This is a genomic window from Bacillus sp. FSL R5-0712 (genome assembly GCF_038593285.1).
Classification (GTDB): Bacteria; Bacillota; Bacilli; order Bacillales; family Bacillaceae; genus Bacillus; species Bacillus safensis.
In genome coordinates this window covers 538,130-564,745 of record NZ_CP151981.1, presented here as the reverse complement: position 1 = coordinate 564,745, position 26,616 = coordinate 538,130, and the positions used below count along the sequence as shown (strand labels likewise).

Here is a 26,616-nt window from a genome sequence, read left to right as displayed (position 1 = left end):
GTTACTCTGGTTTCAGCATGGAGAGAGCAACGCGGCCTTTTGTCTGGTCAACGGAGTCCACCCATACGGTCACAATGTCACCAACTGATACAACGTCAAGCGGATGCTTCACAAAACGATTGCTTAGCTTGGAAATATGCACAAGCCCATCCTGCTTTACACCAATATCAATGAATGCACCGAAGTCCACAACGTTTCTCACCGTTCCTTGCAGCTCCATTCCTTGCTTCAAGTCTTCCAATTTCAACACATCTGTTTTGAGCAGCGGTTTTGGCACTTCATCCCGCGGATCACGCTCAGGTCTTGTCAGCTGATCAATGATATCTTGAAGTGTAATTGTCCCAATGTTCAGCTGCTGGGCTGCATCGTCCAGTTTCACTTCAGCAATTTTCTCTTTTAACTGCTCTGTGCCAAGATCGTCTGGTGTCATGTTGATCATGCGTAAAAACTGTTTTGTTTCTTTATAGCTCTCAGGGTGAATGCCTGTACGGTCAAGCGGATCTTGTCCATCTGTAATGCGAAGGAAACCGATACACTGCTCATATGTCTTAGCACCGAGCCTTGGGATATCCTTCAATTCTTTTCTGCTTGTGAATCTCCCAATCTCTTCGCGTCGTTTAATGATATTCCCTGCGACGGCTTTTGAAAGGCCTGATACATATTGCAGCAGCGCCTGTGAGGCGGTATTGACGTTTACACCAACTTGGTTGACGACTGTTTCTACCACAAAGGTTAATGAGCTGTTTAATTGCTTCTGGCTGACATCATGCTGGTACTGGCCCACACCGACAGACTTCGGATCAATTTTCACAAGTTCTGCTAAAGGATCTTGTAATCTTCTAGCGATTGAGATGGCGCTTCGCTCTTCGACTTGCAGATCTGGAAACTCTTCTCGTGCCAGCGCTGATGCGGAGTAAACACTTGCACCAGCTTCATTCACGATCAAATAAGACACCGGCTGATCTAGCTCTTGAATCAAGTCTGCAATGAATTGTTCTGTCTCTCTTGAGGCTGTTCCGTTTCCAATCGCAATGACTTCGATGTTTGATGATTGAATGATCTCTTTGACTTTTTGTTTCGCTTCCGCTTTTTTCTGCACGGGCGGATGCGGGTAAATGACGCCAATATGATGGACTTTGCCTGTATCATCCACGACAGCTAATTTACAGCCTGTCCGAAATGCGGGATCGACTCCAAGTACACGCTTCCCTTTCATAGGCGGCTGAAGCAGCAGTTTTCTTAAGTTTTCAGCAAAAATATGAATCGCTTGTTCCTCTGCTTTTTCAGTCAGCTCTTTTCGTATTTCTCGTTCGATGGAAGGCTGAATGAGGCGTTTATACGCATCATCGATTGCCGCTTCAATAAACGGTCTCGCCGTCGTCTGTTTGCCTTTTAGAACTTGTTTGTCGAGATAGAAACGAATATTTTCAGCAGGGGGTTCGATGGCTGCCTTTAAAATGCCCTCTTTCTCCCCGCGGTTGACCGCTAGTACACGGTGCGGAACAATCTTTTTGATTGGCTCTTGATAATCGTAATACATTTCATAGACGTTTTTCTCATCGCTTTCGACGTCTTTTCCTGATGTGACCAGACTGCCCTTTTGGTACGTTTCACTGCGAATCCATTTTCGCATATCAGGATCATCTGCCAGCTGTTCAGCAATGATGTGCTGCGCACCCTCAAGTGCCTCTTCTACATTTGCCACTTCTTTTTCTTCGTTAATAAAAGCAGCTGCTTTCTTCTCGATCTGATCGCTTGGCAGCGTGAGTAAATATTCCGCCAGCGGCTCCAGCCCTTTTGCTTTGGCTACATTCGCCTTTGTTTTGCGCTTTTGTTTGAATGGCCGGTATAAATCTTCGACCTCTTGCAGTTTATGAGCTTGTTCAATTTTCTGTTTTAATTCATCAGTCAGTTTGTCTTGTTCAGCAATTAAGCGAATGACTTCTTCTTTTCGGTTCGTGACATTTTGGATATATGTATAGCGCTCTGAAATGGTTTGAATTTGCACCTCATCCAGTGAGCCTGTCTGCTCTTTCCGATAACGGGCAATAAACGGGACGGTGTTGCCATCCTCTAAAAGCTTGATCACACTTTCAATTTGTTTTGTTGAAAGCTTTAATTCTGTCGCAATTTGTTTCAATAAAAAGTCAGATGTCTTCATACTTTGCATCCTCTCACTGTGTCTTCTCTTTTAGTGTATCAAAAAAACCGGCAAAACAGAAAAAAGGTCAGCTATTTTACGTAAGCTGACCAAGTACATAGGTGAGATCGTCCTTTTTGTCTTGTGTGTATGTTTCAAGCTGTTTGGCGATGTCTTCAACTGAATGTCCATGCTTTAAACACATGCGCATGTTTGGCACATTCAGTCCGTCTGAATACATAATGAATATCGATCCTTTTTCGTAGGAATAGGTGTATGTTTTATATTTTCTAGGTTTCCCTGATAAGTATCCTGATGTCGGAAATGGATAAATATAATCGCCAGAAGGTGCATTCAAGATAAACCGAATATTACCAACCGAACAATAGGTAAATTGCTGCTGGGAAAAATTCACCTTTAATATGGCCACAGTGGCCCCGCGTTTATTTTTCATAGCCTGATTGCATCTGTCGATGAGGGCCGCCACATCCTCATGTCCATATTCTTCGACAATTTCGCTGACTAAAGAAGATGATTCATTGGCGTACTGGCCGCTGCCTAATCCGTCTGCTACAGCACAAATTAGTTCTTCATCATCTGCTTTAATAAAAAAACTGTCCCCGCAGCATGACTTCCCTTCTTTATTCGATTGATAGATAATGGCGTTTACATGCTCATGCTGTTCAATCTGCTTCATTACCCTAGCTCCATAGACGCATCTTCTGATAATGCATCTCGCAGTTTTTTCACTGCCTTCCGCTGCAGTCTCGATACATGCATTTGGGATATACCAAGTAAATCGCCTGTCTCTTTCTGACTCTTATTTTGCAAGTAAGTCAGATTGATAATCTCTTTTTCTCTATCCGACAGCACATGAAGCACACTCTCAAGCATCAATTTTTGGTTCACACGTTCGTAGCCCTCTTCCTGTGAGCCGACAACGTCTAAAATCGTCACAGTACTTCCTTCAGAATCAGCCTCTACGCCTTGGTCAACAGACAGTGCTTGATAGCTTTTGCCCATCTCCATGGTTTCAAGTACTTCTTCTTCTGTTACATCTAGGTATTCTGCAATTTCTTGGACTTTAGGTGATTTCTGTGTCTCTGTTGTCAAATGATCGACTGCCATTTTAATTCTTGGTCCAAGCTCTTTAATCCGCCTTGGTACATGGACACTCCATGTTTTATCTCGTAAAAAGCGTTTGATTTCCCCGATGATGGTTGGAATGGCAAAGGCTTCAAATGATTTACCGACGAGCGGGTCGTATCGTTTAATGGCGCCAAGTAAACCAATCATTCCAACTTGTCTAAGGTCCTCATGAAAACTTTTTCCTTTAGAATATTTTTTCGCCAGCATATCAACCAAGTTTGTATAGCATTCGACCAGCGTGAGCTGCGCCTGCTCGTCTTGATTGGTTTGATAGCTTTGGATGAGGCGGTCTACTTCATCTTTAGTTAGTTTCATAGTTTTGGATGGTTGTGTCATGGTCAACTCGCTCCCTGTTTAAAAACTTTGTCATCGCTACGGTAACTCCGGAGTTTGCTTGCACCTCGACTTCATCCATCAATGTTTGCATTAAGTATAAACCAAGACCTCCTTCTGCCAATTGATCCACCGTATGAGCAGATGTGTACGGTCCGAGGTCTTCCTGTTTTTGCTTAAAGTCAAAGCTACCGCCTTTGTCAGCGACAATGATTTCTAGACGATCCTCGTAGACAAGAAAGCGAACAGCCACCTCTCCATCTTCGCCGTCTTCACCTTTGTAGGCATGCTGAACTGCATTTGTACAGGCCTCACTGACGGCAATTTTTAAGTCCTCAATCTCTTCATAGGCATAGCCCATCCGGCTCGCTACGCCTGACAGAGTCAAACGAATGATGCCTACATATTCTGGTTTCGCCGGTATTTTCATCTCGATTAGATCTACTGATTCGTTCATTGTACCCCACCCTCTGACTTTGCAGAAATGTCAATGATGTCCTTTAATCCAGTGATTTCAAACAACCTTACAAGCCGTTCTGACAAGTTCTCAAGCTTTAATGTGCCACCTGCTTTTTGAGCCGCTTTAAACAGCCCAACGAATACACCTAAACCTGTACTATCCATATACGTAACATCCTTTAGACAGATTTCAAGATGCTCTCCCGCCTCAGCTTTAGGCATGAGCGTTTCTCTTAGCTCAGGAGCGGAGTACACATCAATTTCTCCGCTGACACTGATTTTCGTTTTTTGATCTATTTGATGCTCTTTTACAGACATATTCATTATGCATTCACCTCGAAATTCTTGTTTCCTAAAGTTTTATATACCCGCATGTTCACTTTCTAAACCTTTCTTTTGAGAACAAGTAAAGTAAAGTCATCGTGCAGCTGAAAATCCTGCAGTTTGAGTAAGCTGGCGTAGATGGCATCCACCATTTCTTGAGCTGAGTAGGATAGGTGCTCAGATATGAGTGTTTTGATGTCCTCCCGCTCTAAGAAACCATCCTCTGACTTGGATTCTGTGACCCCATCAGAGAATAAGATCACCATGTCTCCTGCGTCCAAATGCTTCTCGTACTGTCTGTAGTCAAAGTCTGGTGCGATCCCAAGGACAAGCCCTTTTGCATCTAAATCGTAAAATGTGTTCTCTTTTTTGCAATAGAAAAAGCCCGGCTCATGACCAGCCGATGCGTATTTAAACTCATGCGTTTCTTTATTATAGCTGCCATAGAACATCGTGATAAACATACTTGGGTCTACGTTTTGCTCGACTACACGATTCAGGGTTTTCAGCACCTTTGTTGGGCCGCTCCCTGACTCTGGCAAGGAATCCATCGCATATTTAATCATCGACATACAGAGCGCAGCCGGGATTCCCTTTCCAATGACATCTGCGATCGCGATATTGATTGTATCGTGATCCGTCACAAAGTGGTAATAATCTCCACTCATCTGTTTTGCCGGTACACTAATCGCACCAATATCAAAGGTATCTCCTTCTGGAATTTTCGTTTCCAGAAGGGTTTGCTGAACATTTGCAGCAATTTCGATTTCAGATTTTATTTCTTGCTGGATGCCTCTGAGTGTTAAATGTTCTTGGTAGGCAAGTCCGTACCCAATCATGACTTCAATTAAGAAGTCTAGTGAATGAAAAACATCTTCCGGCAAATCAGGGTAAAGCTCCTGAATCACTTTTCGGTGAACACTCACTATTTCTTCAGGAGGTATTTGATGCTCAATGGTTTTACGGCTAAATTTTTGAGCTTGATAAAGCGATGTTTCAGTTAAATCACTGATATAACGACTGAGCAGCTGATGGTACCGCTGCTCCATTACCTCCTTAAAATCCATGGTTTCCCTCCTAGCGAAGCCACTTAACAGCTTGTATCTCCGTTCCTTGTTCTGGTGCAGAATCTAATTTAAATTCATCCATCAGTCGTCTGACGCCCGGAAGACCTGCTCCGAGCCCGCCTGATGTTGAAAATCCGTCTTCCATTACTTTACGTATATCCATGATACCTGGCCCCTCATCGGCTGCGATGACTTTGAGTCCACGCTTTCCGCGCTCCATCACTTCATCTATACAAATCTGACCTTTACCAGCGTATAAATAGATGTTTCGAGCTAATTCTGAAATGGCCGTCGTAATTCTTGCTTGGTCAACTGTTCCAAATCCAAGTTCTTTTGCAACATTGCGCCCCAATTGTCTTGCTGCGACTATGTCCCATTCCGTCAATATTCTTACACAGGATTGGTCTTTCATATCTATTCCCCCAATTCCCGCTTCAGTGTCTCAAGCCCTTGTTCAAGATCTAGTGCTGTCTGAATTTCTTCAAGCGATATTCCAAGTTCAATCAGCGTCACAGCGACTGCCGGCTGTATTCCTGTTAATACAACTTTTGCCCCCATGAGCTTGGACATCGTGATCACATCACCTAATACCTTTGCAATAAAGGAATCAATCATGTCAACGGATGTGAGGTCAATGACAACACCGTTTGCTCCTGTTTCATGAATTTTATTCAGCAAGTCTTCTTGAAAGTGGAGAGCTGTTTGGTCATCAAGCTCCCACTGTATCGAAATCAGAAGACAGTTATATAGTTTTAAGATTGGAATCTTCGGGTGATTTCTCACTGGGTTATCCCTCCAATGAAACAATTTTTCGATTTGTCATTTCCAAAGCAGTTTGAATTCCTTTTTGAAGGGTATTCTTTGTTGTAACTTGAGATAAATCAATTCCAAGGTTCACAATGGTTTGGGCTATTTCTGGACGAATACCGACAAGCAAGCACTTCGCACCTACTAATCTCACAGCCTCTGATGCTTGAATGATATGATGCGCCACCATTGTGTCAACGACAGGTACACCCGTAATATCAATTAAGACGACTTGTGAGCGATGTTTGACGACACCGTTGAGCAGATTCTCCATAATTTTTTTGGCACGTTCTGTGTCAATTGTTCCAACAAGCGGCATGACGGTAATGTGCTCAAATACTGGGATCAGCGGGGCAGAAAGTTCCTGCAGCGCGATTTTTTGAAGGTTGACTGTTTTCTCCCATGAGATGGAATACTGGTTTAAGATCTCGTTATGAATAGGTGTGATGAATCGATCAATTTGCCAGATGAGGTCATGACTTTCTTCTGTTGTATCTTTGTCATCGTTCATTTTTTGATATAAATGTGAACGGATTTCTGTTAGACCATTTGCCAGTAACTTAAGTGATATACCCATTTGAACAATTTTTAAAGCAAAAGTTTGTACTTTTTCTTCAAAATCTTCAGCATACCCTTCTGAAAGAGATGTAATGATTAATTGAACATATTCCGAACAGATGGTTTCATACATATTGTCGTTCAGCATCATGTCCGTTTCTTTTTCTCCGAGTCGTCTAAAAATGTCCGTCCACTCTTTTTGTAATTCCTCTCGATGCTCTCTTGCAAAAGCTAACACGATATGATTCGACATGTTTTACCCCCTACGTACATAAACAGCACTTCTTTTAGTCTTTCTTCATTATAACGTTAATAAAAATTGAACACAAAAAAAAGTTGCTCCCAAGAGAGCAACCAAATCTCACCATATTAAAAATCAATAAGAGCCAAACTAACTTGTAAGGCTTCATCAACCTTCTCCATCATCTCATCATCAAGATGTGTGATTTTATCTGTCAATCTTTGTTTATCGATTGTACGAATCTGCTCCAAGAGAATGACAGAATCTCGCTCAAAGCCGTAGCGCTTTGCATCAATTTCGACGTGAGTCGGTAATTTCGCTTTTTGTATTTGGGCTGTTATGGCTGCAACGATAGCAGTCGGGCTGAAGCGATTTCCAATGTCATTTTGAATCACCAATACTGGGCGAACCCCGCCCTGCTCGGAGCCAACAACAGGAGATAAATCAGCAAAGTAAACATCACCGCGTTTAACAATCAAATGTTTAACCCCCGCTGACTAATCGCTCAACTGTATTCTCAGCCTCAAATTCTGCGTATTGTGCCTCTGAAGAGATATTCAGATTAATTTTCGCCATCTCCATGTAGCCGCGTCTCATCGATTCACGATTTTGTCGAATATTACGTTCACGAATATACGTTTTTGTCGCTCGGTAGATCAATTCATTTCTTGTTACCTTATCCTGCTCTGCTACTCGTTCGATTTCAGACATCAAAGCCTCCGGTAGTCGAATCTTCATTTCGTTTGTTGCGCTGGATTCAGACAAAAAACATACACCTCCACAAAACTTACGGATACCGTTTCGATCCATTCCAAGACTAATCATACCATTATTCAATGCGCAAGCAAAGCTGTTTTTTCATGATTTCTTATTAGAACATGAAGCGGCTGTTCACCCGTAAATCAAAGATGATAATGGAGTTCCTCTTTCACATTATACGCTTTTTTCCGAAAATCATACGGTATTTCCAAAATCTCTAAAAAAGGGAGAATGTTTACCCCTTCTTTGTAGAATAAAAAGGAACGATGTCAGTTTGACGATCGTTCCTGTGAAAGCTGCTAGAAAAAGCTTGACCCGCCTTGAAGCAGCGGATTCCGCACATGCACCCTTTTGCCGTCCTCTATATATACTCTTGGGACGCGGTGGCCAATGGAGCAAGTGACTTCATAGTTAATGGTTTCAAGCCTTTTTGCAATTTCATCGACTGATACCATTTCTTCACCTTGTCCACCAATCAAAACGACTGGCTCCCCTGCTGGAAAGTTCTCTTTCAATTCAACCATGAATTGATCCATACATACCCTTCCGGCAATCTTCCGGCGCTTTCCACCAACAAGTACTTCCGTGCCTGCCAGCTTCCGGATCCACCCGTCTGCATAGCCGACTGGTACCGTACCGATCCATGTATCTTGATTAGCTGTATACGTCGCCCCATAGCTGACACTCTCACCCTTTTGAATGAGCTTCACATGGGCGAGCTTTGTATGAAGAGTCATGGCTTCTTCCAGCTTGAAAGGAATTTCATCTTTGATTTCCTCTGATGGTGACAGCCCGTACATACTGATGCCGAAGCGAACCATATTAAACAACACTTCTTTAAACCTTAAACCCGCTGCACTATTGGCACAATGAACGAGCAGCTTCTCCGTATGAAGCGGCTGAAGCAGGGTTTGAAAGGTGTCGACCTGCCGATCAAAATAGTTCTCATCCTTTTCATCCGCGGTCGCAAAGTGAGTAAATACACCTTCCAGCTGTAAATAAGCATGCTCGCTGACAAGCTTCTTTACTTCGCTGACTTGCTCCAACGTTTTCACACCTAAACGGTTCATTCCGCTGTCTATTTTCAAATGAAAACGAATGGGTTGTCCCATCTGCCCTTTCACCATAGCGTCGACTTCCCTCAGCCACTCTATGGAGTAAGCGGTCATGATCACATTGTATCGAACAGCGGTTTTGACATACTCCGGCGGTACTGCGCCGAGTACAAGAATCGGTGCTTTAATGCCTTGATTTCTTAAAGAAATGGCCTCATCTAAAAAGGCGACAGCTAACAAGTCTGCTCCTGCTTTGAGTGCAGCTCTTGCCACTTCTATATCTCCATGTCCATATGCATTGGCTTTCACAACAGCCATCAATTGAACATTTTGACCGATATGATCTTTCATATGTGAAACATTGTGCTTGATTGCGGTTAAATTAATTTCTGCCCATGTGTCTCTATAAAAGGCATTTGTGTCCATCAGTCACACTTCCCTATTGAATGATTCAATCCCTTCATATGATACTAAAAATCAAGAATAATGTGAAACAAATCAAAGAAAATCAGCCCTTGCACAGGGCTGATGCTTCATTTATCAAGGCTTTCCGCCTGAGAATCTCATTTATTTAGCTGACTGGCCTTCTACACTCTTTGCGACCATCAAAAGCTCTTCTTTCGATAGATCACTTGAGGAAATTAAGTAGTCAACTCCGTCAGATGTCCATGAGAGGGATTGATCTGTCAGAACCCCTACTGTCATACCAAGATCGACCGGCTCGCCGTTCATCGTGACAGGCGTAGATGCTTCAGCTACTCGCGCTTTTTCCTGAATGAGTGTGAAGGATTTCTTGCCGCCGTACGTAATCACATAACGCTTCCCAGCATCTGTCGTCATTTCTTTCTCTTCCATCTTCTTCACGCCTTCTGGCATATCAACTGGTGTTTTCACCGCAAAGCTGTCAGATGGGTCTGCACTTGTGGCAACATCCATTTGAGAGAGTGTCATGTTTTTCTTCTCATCAAATGCATCTTTGTCAAAGGATTTATTGAATTCAAAGTGAGAGAATTCCACTTTCACCATTGGCTTTTTGTCGCTATCCAGCACTTTCACACTGGCAGGCGCCATTGTTTTCTTATGAAAGGTAATCTCTTGGGTAGGCAGCATTTGGTTGTGCTGATAATTGGTCTTCGTTTCGAACACATACTTTGACTCTTTCGCTTTAAACTGAGCTGCACTGTCATTTTTAATGTCTTTCACGAGTGATTCGAATAAATAGACCTGACTGCTATTATTCGGCCAATCACTATGGAAACGGAAGCTCTTGTTCAATGAAGGTGTCAGCACAAATACACCATTGCCATTTCTTAAAATGACTTGACTCTGATCCTTTTTCGGATTTTCTAAATAGACACGGTAAAGCTCCGGCTTTTTGTACCAAATTTCTACCTGGTACTCCTGCGGGTCATTTCCTGTCTCAATGGTCATTTTTGCTTTGGCTTTGTATGATGTCATTTCCTCTGCCTTTTTGTTTAAATCTCCAACGATATCTTGCTGAGATTTTTGACCGCATGCGGAGAGAATCAGTACAAAAAGGATTCCCGTTACAAGCAAAACAAAGCTTTTTCTCACCCTTTTCAACCCCTTCGTTAATTGTGTTAAAAGGAAGAAACCGCTTGTTTGACTTTAACAGTACGCCTCAAGAGTTAACTGCGTACCGCGAACCATCAAAGCCTGTTAGCAACTCGCCCTTCCTTATCGCACTACCCAATATATGAAGGGGGGACAAACAATATGCAGACTAGCTTGACAACCTTTCAATTAAAACTTGTGCAGCAGCATATTCCTTTGTATGGGTAATGGACACATGAACCTGATCTCCCTCCGCTTTCTTGCTTTTGATAAAGGGTTTTCCCTTATCGTCTTTTTGAATGTCTATGTCATGAAAGCTTAAATGCTGACCGATTCCTGTTCCGTATGCTTTAGCGAAAGCTTCTTTTGCCGCAAAGCGCCCTGCCAAAAATTCCAACTGTCTTTTTTCATTGAGTGTACGAAAGACGTCCTGTTCACTTAAAGTCAAAATGCGTTCCGGTAAACGAGGCTGTCTGCTGAGTACTCGCGAAAGACGGTCGATCTCTACAATATCAATGCCTATTCCTTTAATCATGAGGTACCTCCTATGATACTCGTACTAATTTAAGTGTTCGCTTCATAAACGTGTTACTATAAACTTACCATTATCTAGTCAAAAGGGGTTTGTTATGTTTATTCGAACGGAGAGCTTTCAACAATTTATTAGATCGTATCCAATCGTAACAGCGATCCTTGCTTTACAAATTGGCCTGTGGCTTATATTTGCGGTTCCTATCCCTATTATACAGCTTGGACAGGATCATCTCGTCGGTTTCAATTATGGTGTAGCGGCTGGGGAATGGTGGCGGCTCGTTACACCTATTTTTCTTCACGGAAGTCTCACGCATATTTTATTTAATTCCATGTCCCTTTTCTTATTCGCCCCAGCGCTTGAACATTTGCTTGGGAAGGTTCGATTTCTGATCATTTATCTTGGTGCAGGATTCATTGGCAATCTCGGAACCTATTGGGTGGAGCCTTTAGAGTATGTACACGTTGGCGCTTCTGGTGCGATCTTCGGTTTGTTTGGGGTTTATCTATACCTTGTCCTGTTTAAACCGCACATGATGGACCGCGGGAATTCACAAGTGATTTTAACGATTCTTGCTGTTTCTGTCATTATGACGTTCGTCAATTCGAACATCAATATCATGGCTCACTTATTTGGATTGATCGGCGGTATGCTTCTAGCACCGATTACGCTGCTTTTCCATTCGAAAAAAAGACGCTATTAATCTCATAAAAAATGTCGATCACTCCTCAAGCAGGAGCTGATCGACATTTTTCGTTTAAGACGATTGATTTTTTTCATATGAATACCAATCAAATACACGTGCCGCATCTTCTTCCTCAAGGTGATGCACACCAAAGGAATCAAGCAGCGCAGAGGATTTCACAAAGGTGTGAATACTTGCGACCCGGCCTTTCTTTTGGAAAAAAGATTGCGTCATCGTATAGTTTTGCATTCGTTTTCTCAAGACAATGCCAGTGGTCTTGCCAATGCCTCTTGATGTCATTTGAATCAATGAATCTTTGATTGTATATCCTGATTGTTTATAAGCTAAATAGCCGAAGAATAGAGCAAGCGGTAACAGAATGAGTCCCAAATACCCCCATGGCGGAAAGCGTACCGACAGGATGACACCTGCAAGTAACGGCACAAAGCCATATGAGATCAGGTAGCGTTTGAGTGAACGCTTTGGCACTTTTTTCAGCTCTGTTTCTGGTGCTACATGATAATGATCGGTGAATTGTGACAGCAATTCATTTATTTTTTTCTTCCGAATGAGCGGAAATAAGACGGAAGAGGTTTCTTTCTCTGTAATTGAACCTCCTGCACTAACAAGCATCACGGTCGCAAAACCAAAAGGCTCACGGATAATATTCTCCTTGATTTTCACTGCTTGAATTCTCGCAAGTGGAATGGTCATTTGATGTCTCTCGATGAGCCCTCTTGTAATGATGATGTCATTCCCTTTTCGTTTTGCAGCAAAATTCGCATACTGAAGTGCTGTTACCCCAACACTCAAGATCCAAGCGATCAATACGGCAAGAAATATCAAAATCGCATAGATTTCAATGCTCGCATGGCTTAAAAAAGAGAACTGCTTGAAGAACCCGTCCAAAGGGAGAATTTCATCTATTTGCGTGTAGATGGCGAGACACCCTGAGATAATGACACCGATACCGCTTGAAGTGGTCGCAGCCAAAAGCAATTCTGGCACACCCATACGATAGGAGACATTGATTTCTTCCTGCATAGATTTTTGCGCAGTCAAATGGCCATTCAGATCACCTGCTTCATCCGTCATTTCTTCTTCCTGCAAGCTTTTCTTCCGGTTGAAAATCGACTGCTTTAATTGTTCCGCTTCTGCTTTTGTAATCGCGGTCAGGCTCACTTCTGGACCATCCGTTCCGCCTGCCGTTTCGATTTGAACCCGCACTAAACCGAAAATCCGCTGGAAAATGCCTTCACTTGTATTAACCGTTTGAATTCGTTCTAACGAGATATATTTTTTCTTTTTCGTAATCACACCCGATTCCACACGAAATTCATCGTCTTCCATCCGGTAAGTGAATCGTCTCCATTCTAAAATGGTAAAAACGGCTTTCCACAAAAGAAGCACACCAAGAATAATAAATGCATAAAAGCGAATGCTCGAATTCGAGTTCACAAAAATCAACACGAAAAAAGGGATAATGAAGTTTTTGATCATGGATACAGCATCTGATATAAAATCAATGAACATCGAAATGGGATGTACACGTTTTGGTTCAGACATCATCTTCCGTCACCCTTGCTAAACGAGATATGTAATCACGAAGCTCATCTGCCTCTTCTAATTCTAGCGCCGGTATATCATGAACTGTGGCAGCAGTCGAAATTTGAACAGATGCCAAACGGTAGCGCCTTAAAAGCGGCCCTTGAGATGTATCAACATGCTGAACACGAACCATTGGCACAATGACACGTGTGACGCGAATGAGTCCATGCTGTATTTCAATTTCATTTTCGAATACTTCGTAGCGCCAGATGTGGTGGCGGATTTTTGGTATGAGCCAAATGCCAAAAATGACCTGTAAGACCCATAAACCAGAAAGAATCGCTCCAATCCAATATGGCCATTGAAAATAGTAGCTGGCAACAAATACCCCAATGATGATGAGTAAGAAAATCAATGAGATAATTCCATTTTGAAGACGCCATACCTTTAAACCATTTAAACTAATTTGACGTTGCGGCTGTTTTCTCACATTCTTCCCCCATTCTCTTACTTTTCTATCAATATATTACGTAACAAAGCCTAAAAAGTTTCAATTTCAGCTTGTTAAAAAAAAGCGAACCCTGCAAAGGATTCGCTCTTGTATGTTAGTTGTTATAAGATTTCTTTTGACGACGATCGTTAGAAGAACGATTGCGGTCATTTGAAGAACGCTTTTTATCACCATAAGATGAACGGCTGTTCTTGCCTTTTCCACGGTAGCCTCCGCCACCGCCGCCGTCTCTGCGTTTAGAAGAGCTGCGGTTGTTACGATGACGTTTAGAAATCATCGGTGCTTCATCTGTTAAACGAACAGGCGTTGCATCCGGCTCTTTTGTCATCATTTTGATCGCAGCTGCAACCACTGTTACAGAATCATGATCTTCCAACAATTCAGCAGCAGCTGTCATGTAGAAGTTCAAGTTGTTTTCACTGATGATTGTGCGTAGACGGTCAACTGTTACTTGCTGTTGTCCTTCAATCGCCTCATCAAGTGTAGGTTCTTTCATACGATCCATTTTACGTTTAGTCGTTTGCTCAATCGCACGAAGCATATCTTTTTCACGTGGTGTGATGAATGTCATCGCCATACCTGTACGTCCAGCACGTCCTGTACGTCCAATACGGTGCACGTAGCTTTCTGGATCTTGCGGTACGTCAAAGTTATACACGTGTGTTACGCCTGAGATATCAAGTCCACGTGCTGCAACGTCTGTTGCGACAAGAACATCGATTGAACCCTCTTTGAATTTACGAAGCGCAACCATACGTTTTGCTTGAGTCAGGTCACCATGAATTCCTTCAGCTGTATAACCTCTAAGGTTAAGTGCTTCAGTCAATTCGTCAACACGGCGTTTCGTACGGCCAAAGACAATTGAAAGCTCAGGTGATTGAATGTCAAGAAGACGAGTCAATGTATCAAACTTTTTACGTTCGTGAATATCCAAATAGAACTGTTGGATGTTAGATACAGTCATTTCTTTCGCTTTTACTTTTACGTGTTCTGGGTTTGTCATGAAACGCTCTGCAATGCGCTTAATTGGTGCAGGCATTGTCGCAGAGAATAAAAGTGTTTGGTGTTCACTTGGTACATTTGAAAGGATCGCTTCAATGTCTTCGATGAAACCCATGTTTAGCATTTCGTCTGCTTCATCTAGCACAACTGTTTCAACGTTTTGAAGACGCATTGTACGACGGTTAATGTGATCGAGTAAACGTCCTGGAGTCCCTACGATGATATGAGGATTTTTCTTGAGCGAACGGATTTGACGGCCGATATCTTGTCCACCGTAAATAGGAAGTACGCGTGCACGCTTGTCTTGGCCGATTTTATATAGCTCTTCAGATACTTGAATCGCTAATTCTCTTGTTGGCGCAATGATAATCGCTTGGATATTTGGAGACGCTGGGTCGATTTTTTCAACCAGAGGAATACCAAATGCTGCAGTTTTTCCTGTTCCTGTTTGTGCTTGTCCGATGACATCTTTATTTTGAAGACCGAGAGGAATCGTTTCTGCTTGAATCGGTGTTGCTTCTTCAAATCCCATGCGGTTAATAGCCTTCATGAGACTTTTGCTTAATTGAAAATCTTGAAACGTTATAGTCAATTTATTCAAACTCCTTCTAATTGCTGTTTCAGTAATCTCGTGAATGATCATTAAAAACTGCCCTTTTCTGAAAGGACAGGTCCATTATATACAAAGCCCGAATTACCCTACCTTATATCTTACCATTACACTATTTGTTTTTCAACAAGACAGAAATGGATATATCTACTGTTCTACAATGACAGATTCACCTTCACTTTGATCTCCGTCCATCCATTTCCACTTTTCAAACAGTTGAATTTTTCCGTTATCCAGCTGCTTTGGAGTGGAATTGCAAGTCCCGCTTCTCATACTGCCGTCCTTGCTTACATGGTGGTATCTAAAATGAAGTGTTCCATCCTCATTCACAGTTCCTACAAGTACGCCAGATACAATACTGCCGCCTTGATATGTGCCCGTTAATATATTCCCGTCCTGACGATATTGAAATATGGTTCCTGCTGATACTTCTCCGTTACTCGAATTAGACTGCGGGATAAAGGTTTTTCCGTCATATTGAAACAACCGAATCAACCACCTTTTCTTTCCTATTGTACCATATGCCTGTCACTCATTCGACAAAAATGATGCAAATTTTAACAAGTGGGATTCAATTTATATTAGTTTAGCCACATTTTAGCTTTTCTATATATTAAATTGCTTTTTTTAGAAAATGTTCTACTTTCTCAAACAATTGCTCAGCACATGGCTCATGACAAACATGATGTTTACAATCGGGCAAATAAAACATTTCTTTCTGGCGAGACGGGACTTTATGATAAATAAATTCTGCACTTGAAGCAGGTACAATTCCGTCGCTTTCACCTTGAACAATTAACACAGGCAGATGAAGCTTCTCAAGGGAATTCTTCGTTTGCTTTACCAGCTTCATAAATTCTATCGCGGCTGAGAGCGGCGTGCTTGTGAGCTTATGGCGATATCGATCATATAAAGGGTTTGTATCAATGATCCCTGACAGGGACTCCTTCACCATCTGCCTTGTGTCTTGCATGATTTGTTTTGGGTTCACATATTTAGCCGCAGCACTTAATAGGACGAGACGGGCAACTGGGTACTTCGCTGCTAAGTAAGAAGCAATCATTCCGCCCATAGAAAAGCCGATCAAATACACGGTGTCACAAGTTCTGTAAAGGGATAGAAGTTCGAGTTCAGCTGTCGCTATCCATTCTTGATAAAGAATGCCTTTTAACTGAAGCTCATCCCCATGCCCCGGAAGCGTGACAGACTGCACTTCCCAATCTGCCGTCTGTTTTAAATATTGCGCCAGCGGTTCTACTTCATAAGGGGCACCCGTAAAACCGTGGATACATAAACAGCCAATCATTCTGTCACCTTCTCACTTTTATAGTGCAGTAATGACTTCTTCCAATTTCATACCGCGTGAGGCTTTGACAAGCACAACATCGTCAGGCCCTGCCACTTCAGCTAGTTTTTTCTTCAGGTCCTCTTTGTCCATAAAGGAGAATACGTGCTCAGCCCCGAATGATTTTTTCGCTCCTTCAGCAATGAATGCACCTAGACGGCCATACGTCATGACATGATCAATAAATTCCGGCTTGATGTAACGGCCAAGTTCATAATGATACGTTTCTTCTTCGCTGCCCATTTCGAGCATATCTCCAAGTACAAGAATACGATTTGCGAAGCCGTCCATATCTCCCACTAGATCAATGGCTGCTTTCATAGAAGTAGGACTTGCATTATACGCATCATTAATGACAGTGATTCCTTTATCTGTTTTAAACAGCTCAAGACGCATCCCCGTCAACTTCGTTTGCATCAGTCCCTGGGCTATTTGTCTTTCATTCAGCCCAAAATGCTGACCAATAGCAATAGCAGCAAGTGCATTCTTCACATTATGTTTCCCTAATACAGGAATGAGAAAACCTTGGGCATACCCTTCGACCTGAAATTCTGTTCCTTCTGCAAGCTGGTTGATGTGCGTTACCTTGATATCACAGTCCTCTGCTTCTCCAAAGGTTTTTACACGCTGAGAGAGTGAACTTGCTCTTTCGCGAAGCAAAGGCTCATCACCTAAGTAATAAAAGATACCGTCTTCTTTTAACCCTTTGACGATCTCACATTTTGCATCAGCAATGGCTTCTCTTGATCCTAAATCTTGCATATGAGATTCCCCGATATTTGTGATGACTGTCGCATCCGGCTCAGCGAGATTTGATAAAAATTCGATTTCGCCTTTTGCACTCATACCCATCTCCAAAACCGCAATATCGGTTCCTTCTGGCATTGCAAGAATGGTGAGCGGAAGACCGATATGATTATTAAAGTTACCGTCTGTTTTATGAACTCGATACGCTGTTTGCAAGACGGAATGAATCATATCTTTCGTTGTGGTTTTCCCATTACTTCCTGTAATACCAACAACACGAGGGTTTTCTTCTTTTAAGTATGATTTCGCCAGCTGTTGAAGCGCAGCTAGTGTATCCTCTACAAGAATTACTGGAACGCCTTCTGGCGGATTGGCTTCTTTTTGATTCCAAAGAACAGCTGAGGCTCCAAGCTCCACTGCTTTTGAAGCAAATGTGTGACCGTTAAAATGTTCTCCGATAAGCGGGATAAACAGGGCGCCGTTTGATACTTTTCGTGTATCTGTTGTCACTCCGTGAATCTGTTCTTCGCCAAAAGCTTGATTAGATAGGGTTCCACCAGCCATTTGGGCGATTTGTTTCACTGTACGTTTGATCATGATTTTTCGCCTCTCTTTCTCATTTCACGTTTGAAGGAAAAGAGACACTACCTAAGGATAGTGTCTGCTTGCTGCTCACATTAAAAAGTTGTTTTAATGGTTTGTTTTTCTTGATGGCGTTCAATTGCAAGTGACACCAGCTTTTCAATTAACTCTGGATACTCTACACCAGTGTGCTTCCAAAGTAATGGGAACATACTAAATGGTGTGAATCCAGGCATTGTATTCACTTCATTGATCAACACTTCACCTTTTTCTGTAAGGAAGAAGTCTGCACGTACGAGACCAGATCCATCGAGGGCTTTAAATGCCTTAATCGCCATGTCATGAATCGTCTTATATTCATCCTCTGACACACTCGCCGGAATGATCAAATCTGTATCGCCATCTTCATATTTTGCTTTGTAATCATAAAAATCTGTTTTAGGCGCAATCTCACCAACGACAGAGCATTTCGGCTCATCATTGCCTAATACACCAATCTCGATTTCTCTTCCAACGACGCCTTCTTCTACGACCACACGACGATCATATTGGAAAGCGAGGTCAAATGCAGTCTGCAGTTCTTCTTTGCTGCGGCATTTGCTAATTCCAACACTTGATCCCATGTTGGCAGGTTTCACAAAGCATGGATAGCCCAGTACTTTTTCAACCTGTTCTAAGCTGTCTCGTGTCGCTTTCTCGTAGTCTTTTTTATTGAAAGAAAGGTGCTTTGCTTGTGCAAGTCCTGCTTGTGCAAAAACATCTTTCATCATGACTTTATCCATACCCGCGGCAGACGCGAGAACGCCGTTGCCGACATACGGGATATTTAACAGTTCAAGTAATCCTTGCATTGTGCCATCTTCTCCATTTGGTCCGTGCAGCAACGGGAAGACAACATCAATTTTCTCATCAGCCGATGCAGGCTGTGGAAACATGCTTTCATTTAAAGAAGTTGGTAAAAACGTCTTTGCGTTCTGTTCAAATTGAAGCATTTTGACGTTTGATACTGGTTCAGTGAGTTTTTCTCCTCTTAACCATTCACCCTCTTCTGTAATATAAATTGGATGTATATCGAACTTCTCAGTGTTAAGTGCTTTTGTAACTGCAAGGGCTGTTTGCAGTGATACATTATGTTCGGCTGACTTTCCGCCGTAAATCAATCCTAAACTTATTTTCAATGGATACTCCCCCCACTAAAATTCATCTTTACTATCTTATCACTTTCAAGCAAAAATGCTCTAATTAATTTTTGTTGTTACGTAATTGAAATGATTTGTAAAGGTTGTAAGCGCCTCCCGAGCATTTGTATGTCATTCGCCTTTATTTTATATTAAAATGACATTGAAAAGGAGTTGTGACAAATTGAAAAAAATCACAAGTACTGAACAATTCAATGAAATTATTCAATCAGACAAAGAAGTCATCGTTAAATTCTTTGCAACATGGTGTCCTGACTGCACAAGAATGGACATGTTCATTCCAGACATCCTAGAAGCTTATGCTCACCATGAATGGTTTGAAATAAATAAAGATGATTTCCCAGAATTAGCTGAAACGTATCAGGTAATGGGTATTCCAAGCCTGTTAATTTTCAAAAATGGTGAAAAAACAGGTCATTTACACAGTGCAAATGCAAAATCGCCTGAAGAAGTGACAGAATTTCTTCAAGAGCACGTTTCTTAATTGATGAAACGAAGGACATCAGCAAACTCTTGCTGATGTCTTTTTTCTTTTTAAATCTCTTCATAAGACGAGCTTCACAGCCAAAACGTTTCAAATTGATGTTTCACTTACGACAAGTCATGACAAAATTATTTCCTGGGAAAGAATGCAGCGTCGAACCAGCTTGGAATATGTCGGTTACGTGAATTTTCTGAATTGAATCTTTACTTCTGACATTTGTCTTTGTATAATGGAGTTGCTAATTGAAAATGATTATCAATTTCATCTATGTGAAATCCTATAGACGTCCATTCTAATAAGGGAGCGATAAGTCACATGTCTAAGAAGAAAATTAAAACCTATCAGCAATTGATTGAAGAGAACAAAAAGGCCATCTTGCGCGATCCTCAAATGATGGAAAGTATTTACGAAACCATTGACAAAAAACACCAGAAACAGCTTGCAGCTGCTGGGCGTGAATCATAAGTACAAGAGAGCAGTCATCGCTGGCTGCTCTTTTGTCTGCTTCAATAAAATAAAAAAAGCCGATAAAATCTGTTATTCGATTTTATCGGCTTTTGTTTTAATGTGATTTCGCTACACGGTCCTGCTTCATTCCTAAATAAATGAGCATATATGTGAGATAACCCATTGTCATCGTTAAACCACCGAAGAAAAATTGAGAAAAGACTGGTTCCTCAAATGTTGTGACGGCAGCAAGAACGATCCAGCTCGCATATAAATAGACCATGAACCATTTCATGTTTCTTTTAAGTGTATACAGAAAGAAAAGACCCGCTAACGAAAAGATCCCCAGCGCTAGTCTGAAATAAACAAGGTGATCAAACTGGAAGGCAAAAGACACAAACGAAAACGACAGCAGCAACAAAATTGGTAAAGCCGTAATGAAATTTTTCACGATAGTGCCACCTCCATGACTCCTTCTTATTATAAGACAAAATCAGCCGGTTATCGTGAAATACAGACTCGTTTTCACAAAGATGTCACGAATTTTTCTTGTTATTTGACACAATTTTTACACATTTACATCACGTTTCCAAAAAAGAATCCAAGCCGATCCAATAAAGAAAACAAAATGCGCCCCTACTATAAATAGAGAAAACAGAATGCTCATCCCATGAAAAGGCGGCGGTCCTTGAAAGCTGTACTGAGTAAAGTCCGTATTCGCGAAAAGGAGGATTTTCCCCCACTGATTTTCTAAGAGAGACATGATCGGTACAAGTGATTTCGCCGCATATAAAACAAAAAACGAGGTCACAAGGGCAACAAGACTGTTTCTAAACAAACTGGAACACATAAAAGCAAAGCTTGCCATCATGATCACTTCCACCCACTGAGATCCAATGACGGCAAACGTATGCTGAAATAATTGCCCCGTTCTTTCATCAAAATCAGTACCGAAGAAAATAAGACCAAATAGAAAAGCCAAAACATAATAAAAAACAAACAAATAAATGACTGTCAGCACAAGTGTGATGTATTTTGACAGAAAAATGTGCAGTCTTGTTTTTGGCCGGATCAATAGAAACTTGATCGTCCTTTTCTGAAACTCTGTTGAGATCAAGGTCGCGCCAATAACAACAGCAAGTACCTGCAAAATAAACACGACGTTCGTGGAATAAGCAAAATAGTTCGCGACTGTGTCTTGTCCACCAAAGCTTGATATGACTCGTTTCAAGGTTAGAGCCATGGCCAGTTGAAATACAACGATCAATAAAAGAGCAATGAATGTGATCTTTTTCTTCATGATTTTCTTATGCTCATTCTTGATGAGGTTAAGCATCTGTCGTCCCGCCTTCCGTCCATTTCATAAATGCCTCTTCAATTGACTGCTTTTGAGGCATCATTTCAAGTACATCAAACCCCGCCAGCACAAGCTGTTTGTTAAGCTCTGGCACACGTTCTTTGTTCAGTTGAAGCAGTACACGCGCTCCATTTCGTTCATATGTATAGTCGTGTGCGTCAAGCCATGAGACCGCCTTTTCTACTGGCTGAATATTCATCAGCACCTGCTCTTTCCCCTCCATATCCCGGAGATGAGTACTAGCTTTGATCTGTCCCTTTTGAATGATAATCATTCGGTCACATAGCTCCTCTACCTCATGCAATAAATGCGTCGCAAATAACACCGAGGTTCCTTCTTCCTTTACAAGCATTTGTAAGTGCTCCCGGAATTCCTTCATTCCTGCAGGGTCCAGTCCATTTGTCGGTTCGTCTAAAATGAGCAGGTTCGGACGATGCAAAATAGCTTGTGCAATCCCAAGCCTTTGTTTCATCCCTAGTGAATACGTCTTGACCTTCTGATGAATGGCATCCTCAAGACGAACTCTTTCCACCACTTCCTGAATGCGCTCCTCCGTCACGCCATCGTGCATCGCTGCATACATCTCAAGGTTTTCAAAGCCCGTTAAATACGAATAAAATTCTGGGTTTTCTATGATCGCACCAACAGATGACATCGCCTTAAGAAAATCCTCATCTTGGGAATATCCATTGATCATGATGTTGCCATTGTTTTTTTTCATCAAGCCAACGATCAATCGAATCAAAGTTGTTTTTCCAGACCCATTGGGTCCAAGTAATCCAACAATTTCTCCTTGCCCAATGTCTATAGAAATATCCTGCAAGATCATTTTCCGGCCAATTTGTTTATCGATTTTCTCTACTTTTAAAACAGCAGACTGCAAAATGGTTCCTCCTTCTGATGTAAAGCCTGTGGCGGCAGTTATGACCGCTCATCCTGTAAAAAGTATATCACGCGAGACAAGTCAATCCATGAAAAAAAGGACTGATCCAGTCAGCCCTTCTTGCTTATTACAGTGATAAGTTAGGTGTCGGCGCTTCTTTCTCGTGTTTCTTTTCAGTTTCAGAAACAATGACCGCACATGCTGCGTCACCTGTAATATTAACTACGGTTCTTGCCATATCTAATAAGCGGTCTATGCCAAGGATCAGCGCTATTCCCTCAACAGGAAGATTCACGGAATTTAACACCATGGCCAGCATGATGAGCCCTACCCCTGGGACACCTGCTGTACCGATACTTGCTAAAACAGCTGTTAAGACAACCGTCAGCATTTGAACAAGCGTCAGTTCAACCCCATACACTTGAGCGATAAAAATGGTCGCAACACCTTGCATAATGGCTGTGCCATCCATATTAATGGTTGCACCCAGCGGCTGCACAAAGCTTGAAATCGGCTCTGGCACCTTTAAGCGTTTTTGCGCTGTTTCCATTGATACCGGCAGTACTGCGTTACTGCTTGATGTACTAAACGCAACAACCATCGCTGGTGAAAATCCTTTAAAGAATGCCATTGGATTTCGTTTAGCTAAGATAGCAATGGTTGATCCATATGTCAGGAAGAAATGCAGGATAAGCGCAATTAACACGACCGAGAAGTAAAGTCCCATCGCTTTCATGGCATCCAGCCCCTGACTGCCGATTGCCGTTGCAATCAAACCGAATGTCCCGTACGGTGCAAATTTCATCACAACACCGACAAGATACATCATTAATTCATTTCCTTGTTCAAACAGCTTCAGTAAGCCTTCCGTTTTTTTACCAAGCATGGCTATGCCAAGACCTAAAAATACACAGAAGACGATAATTTGAAGCATATCTCCTTCAACTAACGATTGGACTGGATTGGTTGGAATAATGTTGAGTAGTGTTTCTGCCATTGATGGGGCTTCCTCTGCGGAATAATCAGCCGCTTTTGTATCAAAATCGCCGAAGGCTCCCGGCTTGATCAATAAGGCTAATGAGATGCCAATGATGATGGCAAAAGTCGTAGTGAGCAGGAAATAAGTAATGGTTTTTGCACCGATTCTGCCTAGCTTCTTCGGATCGCCAAGGCCTGCTACACCGAGCGTGATCGAAAAGAATACAATGGGCACAACAAGCATTTTAATCAGGTTTAAGAAGATTTGACCTAGAGGTGTAAATAAATAAGGGTCTAACACTTTGAATACATTTGGAGCAAAAAGGTTGAGCAGCAATCCTGTGATTGCACCTACAAACAAGGCAATAATAATTTTCGTCGCCAGCTTCAATAAAATCTCCCCTTCCTCGTCAAAAAGCCCACGAGAGAGTCTTCTCGTGGGCCTGCGTGTCCATACGTGTACCACTGTCTACTCTCTTCACGCTGATGAGGTTAGCTGACGGGTTAGGACGAAGAGATGTCCTTTTTTCTCAGATAAGAAAAATTCACCCCAAAAACATGGGTCCCCCATTCCTTTAGAAGGATTAAGCGTGTGGTAATATGATATTTTCATACCATTTATACCTTATTTTTAGAAAATTGTAAACAGGTTCATATGAACTTTTTAATTACTTTCTTCCCTATTTGTCACTTCAAGAATATCTAAAATAAACACAAAGATTGGGATACCGATAATAAGTCCCCAAATGCCAATATAGTGTTCAGAGAAGATCAGCACAATAAACGTGAAGAAAATAGGGAGTTCTGTTTTAGCTGACATGAGCTTCGGATTCAAGAAGTATGCTTCAATAGCATGGATAATCACAATCACCAGCACAATATACAGGACATACATTCCGCCTCCGAGTGTATACGCAATGATGCTGAGTGGAATAAGAGAGATAACCACACCCGCTACTGGGATTAATCCTAGCAAAAAGACCATGACCGCTAATCCAAATAACTGCGGGAAGCCCATAATGCCTAGCGCAATGGTCGTTAGCACACAATTAACGGTTGCAATAATAAACTGTGCTTCGAGTACTTTTCCAAACGTTCGGGAAAATTTACGTCCAAAGAAGGCAATTTCATGATAGAATACGGAGATTTTACTCGTTTTGAACTTGTTCATGAATTGAATGAGGCGTTCTTTTTCGAACAGGAAGAACATGCTTAATATTAAGGACATAATGACCTGGATACTGAACGTGCTGAAATCGGTTATGTATGTATAGAGGAAATTAAACCCTTTCTCAAAGAAAGCTGATATTTTGAAATCTCCGAATACGTTCGTGATGACGTCAAAGAAGGGTAAATCTTGTGGGTGATCTGCAATTTTCTTTCCTAAATGGAATAGCTGCTCTACCTGTTTGGCAATGATTGGTACAAAAACGAATCCGCCAAATGTCAATCCACCAGCCAGAAGAATATACAAAATGGTAATGACCGATTTCTGTCCTATTTTCAGGAAGCGATTTAAAAAGCCTCTAATGACCTCTTCCAACCGATTCATCAAAAAGGTGAAAATGAAGGTCAAAAGAATTAAATTCATCATTCCTCTTAATAGATATAATGCTGTGGCTAATACTACAAATACTGAAAACCGCTTAACACCGGGTTTTTCGAACAATTTTAAAAATGCCGTCATTACGTTACACACCTGCCAGGACTAAAGTCTATTTTTCATCGTATCTGATATACATTATATCGGATCTTTCTGTAAATTATATAATAAAAGGTCAAAGAGGTCTTACGATTTGTATTAATTTTATTGGTTTTTCTTTTTTACACAAAAAAACCGAACCCATGTAGAACATAAGGTTTCGGTTTTTGGTTGTTTTTATACTAAACAGCCTGCTTCATATTCCGCATTTCCTGAAGTGCTGTTTTGCTCTTCGCTTCGTCAAATTCACCTTCACTCTTCGCGACAACAATTGTTGCGATTCCATTACCAATGAGATTTGTAATTGCTCTTCCTTCACTCATGAATCGGTCAACCCCAAGCAGCAGTGCAAGCCCCTCAATGGGGATAACTTGAATTGCAGCAAGTGTAGATGCGAGCACGATAAATCCGCTTCCTGTCACCCCAGCTGCTCCCTTGGATGTGAGCATCAGCACAAGAATAATGGTAATCTGCTGACCGATGGACAGGTCTACGCCAAACACTTGCGCCAAGAAGACCACGGCCATCGATAAATAAATGGAAGTTCCGTCTAGGTTAAAGGAATAACCTGTTGGAATGACAAGACCAACAACAGACTTAGAGCACCCGTAGCGTTCCATTTTATCCATCATTCTTGGCAGCACGGATTCTGAAGAACTTGTGCCAAGAACAATCAAAATTTCATCCTTGATAAATCGCAGATAGCTAAACAGGCTGAAACCATATAATTTACAAATACTAAATAGTACAACAAAAATGAAAAGAAACATAGTCATATAAACAGACAGCATGAGAAATCCCAGCTGCTTCATCGATGACACTCCAAAGTGTCCGATCGTATAAGCCATCGCCCCAAATGCACCAAGAGGCGCAGCACGCATGATATAACCAATGATTTTAAAGAAAACAAGTGACAGCTTATCAAGCCATTCGATGATGCCTTTCCCCTTCTCGCCAAGAGCAGCGAGCGCGACACCGAATAGAATAGAGAAGAATAAGACCTGTAAAATATCACCCTTCGCAAAGGCGTCTACCATGTTAGAAGGAACGATGTGTGTGACGAATTCCATCCAGTCGATACCCTGTCCCCCATTTTGGGTATACTGTGAAACGTCCCCTTTTTCAAGCTTGCTATAGTCAAGACCAGCACCTGGCTTCATGATATTCACCACAAAAAGACCGATGACTAGAGCAAGTGTCGTGACAACTTCAAAATAAATAAATGCTTTTCCCCCAACTTTCCCAACCTTTTTCATATCACCCATCTTGGCAATACCAAGAACAATGGTTAAGAAAATAATTGGTGCAATGACCATTTTAACGGCATTGATAAAGGTGTCACCAAGCGGCTTCATTTCTTTTCCGACGTTTGGCCAAACCATCCCGACAATGATCCCGATAATGACAGCTGCAATTACCTGAAATGTCAGGTTCTTAAAAATCCTTTTCATAAAAAATCAACTCCCTCACCCTTTGATGTAAACGCTTAACTATTATCTGTAGATAAATGATAGCGATTTCATCAAAGGCTGTGAAG

30 protein-coding genes and 1 riboswitch are annotated in these 26,616 nt (G+C 41.8%); of the genes, 3 read left to right on the top strand and 27 right to left on the bottom strand.

Annotation, left to right across the window (positions count from 1 at the left end; all coding sequences use genetic code 11):
* Position 1: 1 nt before the first annotated feature.
* The 14 genes from NSU11_RS02690 to acpS form a co-directional block, all read right to left on the bottom strand.
* Entirely contained in the window at positions 2 to 2,161 is a 2,160-nt protein-coding gene (locus tag NSU11_RS02690; protein WP_332285633.1) for a Tex family protein, read from the bottom strand.
* Positions 2,162 to 2,237: 76 nt separating this feature from the next.
* Entirely contained in the window at positions 2,238 to 2,837 is a 600-nt protein-coding gene (locus NSU11_RS02685) for a PP2C family serine/threonine-protein phosphatase (protein ID WP_024425395.1), read from the bottom strand.
* Positions 2,837 to 3,625, bottom strand: coding sequence for an RNA polymerase sigma factor SigB (sigB, locus tag NSU11_RS02680; RefSeq protein ID WP_024425394.1), 789 nt, complete (start codon positions 3,623 to 3,625; stop codon positions 2,837 to 2,839). The genes NSU11_RS02685 and sigB overlap by 1 nt, the downstream gene beginning before the upstream one ends.
* The gene (rsbW, locus tag NSU11_RS02675; RefSeq protein ID WP_024425393.1) at positions 3,591 to 4,079 is read right to left on the bottom strand and encodes an anti-sigma B factor RsbW; all 489 of its coding nucleotides are present in this window, start codon (positions 4,077 to 4,079) and stop codon (positions 3,591 to 3,593) included. Before rsbW ends, sigB begins: the two co-directional genes overlap by 35 nt.
* Entirely contained in the window at positions 4,076 to 4,405 is a 330-nt protein-coding gene (locus tag NSU11_RS02670) for an anti-sigma factor antagonist (RefSeq protein WP_024425392.1), read from the bottom strand. Before NSU11_RS02670 ends, rsbW begins: the two co-directional genes overlap by 4 nt.
* Positions 4,406 to 4,464: 59 nt before the next feature.
* Positions 4,465 to 5,472, bottom strand: coding sequence for a PP2C family protein-serine/threonine phosphatase (locus tag NSU11_RS02665; RefSeq protein WP_024425391.1), 1,008 nt, complete (start codon positions 5,470 to 5,472; stop codon positions 4,465 to 4,467).
* 10 nt (positions 5,473 to 5,482) lie between these two features.
* Complete coding sequence (locus NSU11_RS02660) at positions 5,483 to 5,884, bottom strand: anti-sigma regulatory factor (RefSeq protein WP_024425390.1); 402 nt, start codon at positions 5,882 to 5,884, stop codon at positions 5,483 to 5,485.
* Between the two features lie 2 nt (positions 5,885 to 5,886).
* A complete protein-coding gene (gene rsbS / locus NSU11_RS02655; protein WP_003214235.1) occupies positions 5,887 to 6,255 on the bottom strand; it encodes an RsbT antagonist protein RsbS in 369 nt (122 codons plus the stop codon).
* A gap of 4 nt (positions 6,256 to 6,259) precedes the next feature.
* A complete protein-coding gene (locus NSU11_RS02650) occupies positions 6,260 to 7,090 on the bottom strand; it encodes an RsbT co-antagonist protein RsbRA (RefSeq protein WP_098677664.1) in 831 nt (276 codons plus the stop codon).
* Positions 7,091 to 7,206: 116 nt separating this feature from the next.
* On the bottom strand, positions 7,207 to 7,557 hold the full coding sequence (gene ndoA, locus NSU11_RS02645; RefSeq protein ID WP_024425388.1) for a type II toxin-antitoxin system endoribonuclease NdoA: 351 nt from the start codon (positions 7,555 to 7,557) through the stop codon (positions 7,207 to 7,209).
* 4 nt (positions 7,558 to 7,561) lie between these two features.
* Positions 7,562 to 7,843 (bottom strand): hypothetical protein, encoded by a 282-nt coding sequence (locus tag NSU11_RS02640; protein WP_003214273.1) that lies wholly within the window; start codon positions 7,841 to 7,843, stop codon positions 7,562 to 7,564.
* Positions 7,844 to 8,136: 293 nt separating this feature from the next.
* Positions 8,137 to 9,318, bottom strand: coding sequence for an alanine racemase (gene alr / locus NSU11_RS02635; protein WP_208946102.1), 1,182 nt, complete (start codon positions 9,316 to 9,318; stop codon positions 8,137 to 8,139).
* Between the two features lie 141 nt (positions 9,319 to 9,459).
* Positions 9,460 to 10,476: an outer membrane lipoprotein-sorting protein gene (locus NSU11_RS02630; RefSeq protein WP_087975235.1), complete on the bottom strand. Its 1,017-nt coding sequence runs from the start codon at positions 10,474 to 10,476 to the stop codon at positions 9,460 to 9,462.
* A gap of 160 nt (positions 10,477 to 10,636) precedes the next feature.
* Positions 10,637 to 11,002, bottom strand: coding sequence for a holo-ACP synthase (gene acpS / locus NSU11_RS02625; protein ID WP_024427373.1), 366 nt, complete (start codon positions 11,000 to 11,002; stop codon positions 10,637 to 10,639).
* Between the two features lie 94 nt (positions 11,003 to 11,096).
* On the opposite strand from acpS, the gene NSU11_RS02620 reads away from it, so the two are divergent.
* Positions 11,097 to 11,702: a rhomboid family intramembrane serine protease gene (locus tag NSU11_RS02620; protein ID WP_024425384.1), complete on the top strand. Its 606-nt coding sequence runs from the start codon at positions 11,097 to 11,099 to the stop codon at positions 11,700 to 11,702.
* 54 nt (positions 11,703 to 11,756) lie between these two features.
* On the opposite strand, the gene NSU11_RS02615 is transcribed toward NSU11_RS02620, so the two are convergent.
* The 7 genes from NSU11_RS02615 to NSU11_RS02585 form a co-directional block, all read right to left on the bottom strand.
* Positions 11,757 to 13,253, bottom strand: coding sequence for a PH domain-containing protein (locus NSU11_RS02615; protein WP_254968104.1), 1,497 nt, complete (start codon positions 13,251 to 13,253; stop codon positions 11,757 to 11,759).
* The gene (locus NSU11_RS02610) at positions 13,243 to 13,722 is read right to left on the bottom strand and encodes a PH domain-containing protein (RefSeq protein ID WP_024425383.1); all 480 of its coding nucleotides are present in this window, start codon (positions 13,720 to 13,722) and stop codon (positions 13,243 to 13,245) included. Before NSU11_RS02610 ends, NSU11_RS02615 begins: the two co-directional genes overlap by 11 nt.
* Positions 13,723 to 13,837: 115 nt before the next feature.
* Positions 13,838 to 15,337, bottom strand: a complete 1,500-nt coding sequence (locus NSU11_RS02605) for a DEAD/DEAH box helicase (protein WP_342493785.1) — start codon at positions 15,335 to 15,337, stop codon at positions 13,838 to 13,840.
* A 165-nt stretch (positions 15,338 to 15,502) separates the two neighbouring features.
* Positions 15,503 to 15,841, bottom strand: a complete 339-nt coding sequence (locus tag NSU11_RS02600; protein ID WP_024427370.1) for a hypothetical protein — start codon at positions 15,839 to 15,841, stop codon at positions 15,503 to 15,505.
* 127 nt (positions 15,842 to 15,968) lie between these two features.
* Positions 15,969 to 16,661, bottom strand: coding sequence for an alpha/beta fold hydrolase (locus tag NSU11_RS02595; RefSeq protein ID WP_254806205.1), 693 nt, complete (start codon positions 16,659 to 16,661; stop codon positions 15,969 to 15,971).
* Positions 16,662 to 16,679: 18 nt separating this feature from the next.
* Positions 16,680 to 18,044, bottom strand: a complete 1,365-nt coding sequence (gene murF, locus NSU11_RS02590; protein ID WP_342493784.1) for a UDP-N-acetylmuramoyl-tripeptide--D-alanyl-D-alanine ligase — start codon at positions 18,042 to 18,044, stop codon at positions 16,680 to 16,682.
* 80 nt (positions 18,045 to 18,124) lie between these two features.
* Positions 18,125 to 19,207: a D-alanine--D-alanine ligase gene (locus NSU11_RS02585; protein WP_034283962.1), complete on the bottom strand. Its 1,083-nt coding sequence runs from the start codon at positions 19,205 to 19,207 to the stop codon at positions 18,125 to 18,127.
* A gap of 184 nt (positions 19,208 to 19,391) precedes the next feature.
* On the opposite strand from NSU11_RS02585, the gene NSU11_RS02580 reads away from it, so the two are divergent.
* Together NSU11_RS02580 and fbpB are read left to right on the top strand one after the other, a co-directional pair.
* Positions 19,392 to 19,712 (top strand): thioredoxin family protein, encoded by a 321-nt coding sequence (locus NSU11_RS02580; protein ID WP_012008983.1) that lies wholly within the window; start codon positions 19,392 to 19,394, stop codon positions 19,710 to 19,712.
* A 315-nt stretch (positions 19,713 to 20,027) separates the two neighbouring features.
* The gene (gene fbpB, locus NSU11_RS02575; RefSeq protein WP_254968120.1) at positions 20,028 to 20,177 is read left to right on the top strand and encodes a Fur-regulated basic protein FbpB; all 150 of its coding nucleotides are present in this window, start codon (positions 20,028 to 20,030) and stop codon (positions 20,175 to 20,177) included.
* 97 nt (positions 20,178 to 20,274) lie between these two features.
* Here the strand turns inward: fbpB and NSU11_RS02570 are convergent, their stop codons facing one another.
* The 6 genes from NSU11_RS02570 to dctP form a co-directional block, all read right to left on the bottom strand.
* Complete coding sequence (locus tag NSU11_RS02570) at positions 20,275 to 20,610, bottom strand: hypothetical protein (protein WP_017366657.1); 336 nt, start codon at positions 20,608 to 20,610, stop codon at positions 20,275 to 20,277.
* Positions 20,611 to 20,727: 117 nt separating this feature from the next.
* Positions 20,728 to 21,495: an ABC transporter permease gene (locus tag NSU11_RS02565; RefSeq protein ID WP_024427365.1), complete on the bottom strand. Its 768-nt coding sequence runs from the start codon at positions 21,493 to 21,495 to the stop codon at positions 20,728 to 20,730.
* On the bottom strand, positions 21,488 to 22,399 hold the full coding sequence (locus NSU11_RS02560; RefSeq protein WP_024425377.1) for an ABC transporter ATP-binding protein: 912 nt from the start codon (positions 22,397 to 22,399) through the stop codon (positions 21,488 to 21,490). Before NSU11_RS02560 ends, NSU11_RS02565 begins: the two co-directional genes overlap by 8 nt.
* Positions 22,400 to 22,526: 127 nt before the next feature.
* On the bottom strand, positions 22,527 to 23,768 hold the full coding sequence (locus NSU11_RS02555) for a dicarboxylate/amino acid:cation symporter (protein ID WP_024425376.1): 1,242 nt from the start codon (positions 23,766 to 23,768) through the stop codon (positions 22,527 to 22,529).
* Positions 23,769 to 23,844: 76 nt separating this feature from the next.
* Positions 23,845 to 23,978, bottom strand: a riboswitch (cyclic di-AMP (ydaO/yuaA leader).
* 63 nt (positions 23,979 to 24,041) lie between these two features.
* On the bottom strand, positions 24,042 to 25,064 hold the full coding sequence (locus NSU11_RS02550; protein ID WP_024425375.1) for an AI-2E family transporter: 1,023 nt from the start codon (positions 25,062 to 25,064) through the stop codon (positions 24,042 to 24,044).
* Between the two features lie 197 nt (positions 25,065 to 25,261).
* Positions 25,262 to 26,530, bottom strand: a complete 1,269-nt coding sequence (gene dctP, locus NSU11_RS02545; RefSeq protein ID WP_024425374.1) for a C4-dicarboxylate transporter DctP — start codon at positions 26,528 to 26,530, stop codon at positions 25,262 to 25,264.
* Positions 26,531 to 26,616: the final 86 nt, after the last annotated feature.

Excerpts from the sequence above, each read along its gene's own strand:
- acpS (WP_024427373.1), bottom strand. The coding sequence starts at position 11,002 with ATGATTAAAGGAATAGGCATTGATATTGTAGAGATCGACCGTCTTTCG.
- murF (WP_342493784.1), bottom strand. The coding sequence starts at position 18,044 with ATGATCAAACGTACAGTGAAACAAATCGCCCAAATGGCTGGTGGAACC.
- alr (WP_208946102.1), bottom strand. The coding sequence starts at position 9,318 with ATGGACACAAATGCCTTTTATAGAGACACATGGGCAGAAATTAATTTA.
- dctP (WP_024425374.1), bottom strand. The coding sequence starts at position 26,530 with ATGAAAAGGATTTTTAAGAACCTGACATTTCAGGTAATTGCAGCTGTC.
- NSU11_RS02670 (WP_024425392.1), bottom strand. The coding sequence starts at position 4,405 with ATGAATATGTCTGTAAAAGAGCATCAAATAGATCAAAAAACGAAAATC.
- NSU11_RS02565 (WP_024427365.1), bottom strand. The coding sequence starts at position 21,495 with ATGCTTAACCTCATCAAGAATGAGCATAAGAAAATCATGAAGAAAAAG.
- NSU11_RS02595 (WP_254806205.1), bottom strand. The coding sequence starts at position 16,661 with ATGATTGGCTGTTTATGTATCCACGGTTTTACGGGTGCCCCTTATGAA.
- NSU11_RS02685 (WP_024425395.1), bottom strand. The coding sequence starts at position 2,837 with ATGAAGCAGATTGAACAGCATGAGCATGTAAACGCCATTATCTATCAA.
- sigB (WP_024425394.1), bottom strand. The coding sequence starts at position 3,625 with ATGACACAACCATCCAAAACTATGAAACTAACTAAAGATGAAGTAGAC.
- NSU11_RS02665 (WP_024425391.1), bottom strand. The coding sequence starts at position 5,472 with ATGGATTTTAAGGAGGTAATGGAGCAGCGGTACCATCAGCTGCTCAGT.
- NSU11_RS02620 (WP_024425384.1), top strand. The coding sequence starts at position 11,097 with ATGTTTATTCGAACGGAGAGCTTTCAACAATTTATTAGATCGTATCCA.
- NSU11_RS02550 (WP_024425375.1), bottom strand. The coding sequence starts at position 25,064 with ATGACGGCATTTTTAAAATTGTTCGAAAAACCCGGTGTTAAGCGGTTT.
- NSU11_RS02690 (WP_332285633.1), bottom strand. The coding sequence starts at position 2,161 with ATGAAGACATCTGACTTTTTATTGAAACAAATTGCGACAGAATTAAAG.
- fbpB (WP_254968120.1), top strand. The coding sequence starts at position 20,028 with ATGTCTAAGAAGAAAATTAAAACCTATCAGCAATTGATTGAAGAGAAC.
- NSU11_RS02615 (WP_254968104.1), bottom strand. The coding sequence starts at position 13,253 with ATGATGTCTGAACCAAAACGTGTACATCCCATTTCGATGTTCATTGAT.
- rsbW (WP_024425393.1), bottom strand. The coding sequence starts at position 4,079 with ATGAACGAATCAGTAGATCTAATCGAGATGAAAATACCGGCGAAACCA.
- NSU11_RS02660 (WP_024425390.1), bottom strand. The coding sequence starts at position 5,884 with ATGAAAGACCAATCCTGTGTAAGAATATTGACGGAATGGGACATAGTC.
- NSU11_RS02650 (WP_098677664.1), bottom strand. The coding sequence starts at position 7,090 with ATGTCGAATCATATCGTGTTAGCTTTTGCAAGAGAGCATCGAGAGGAA.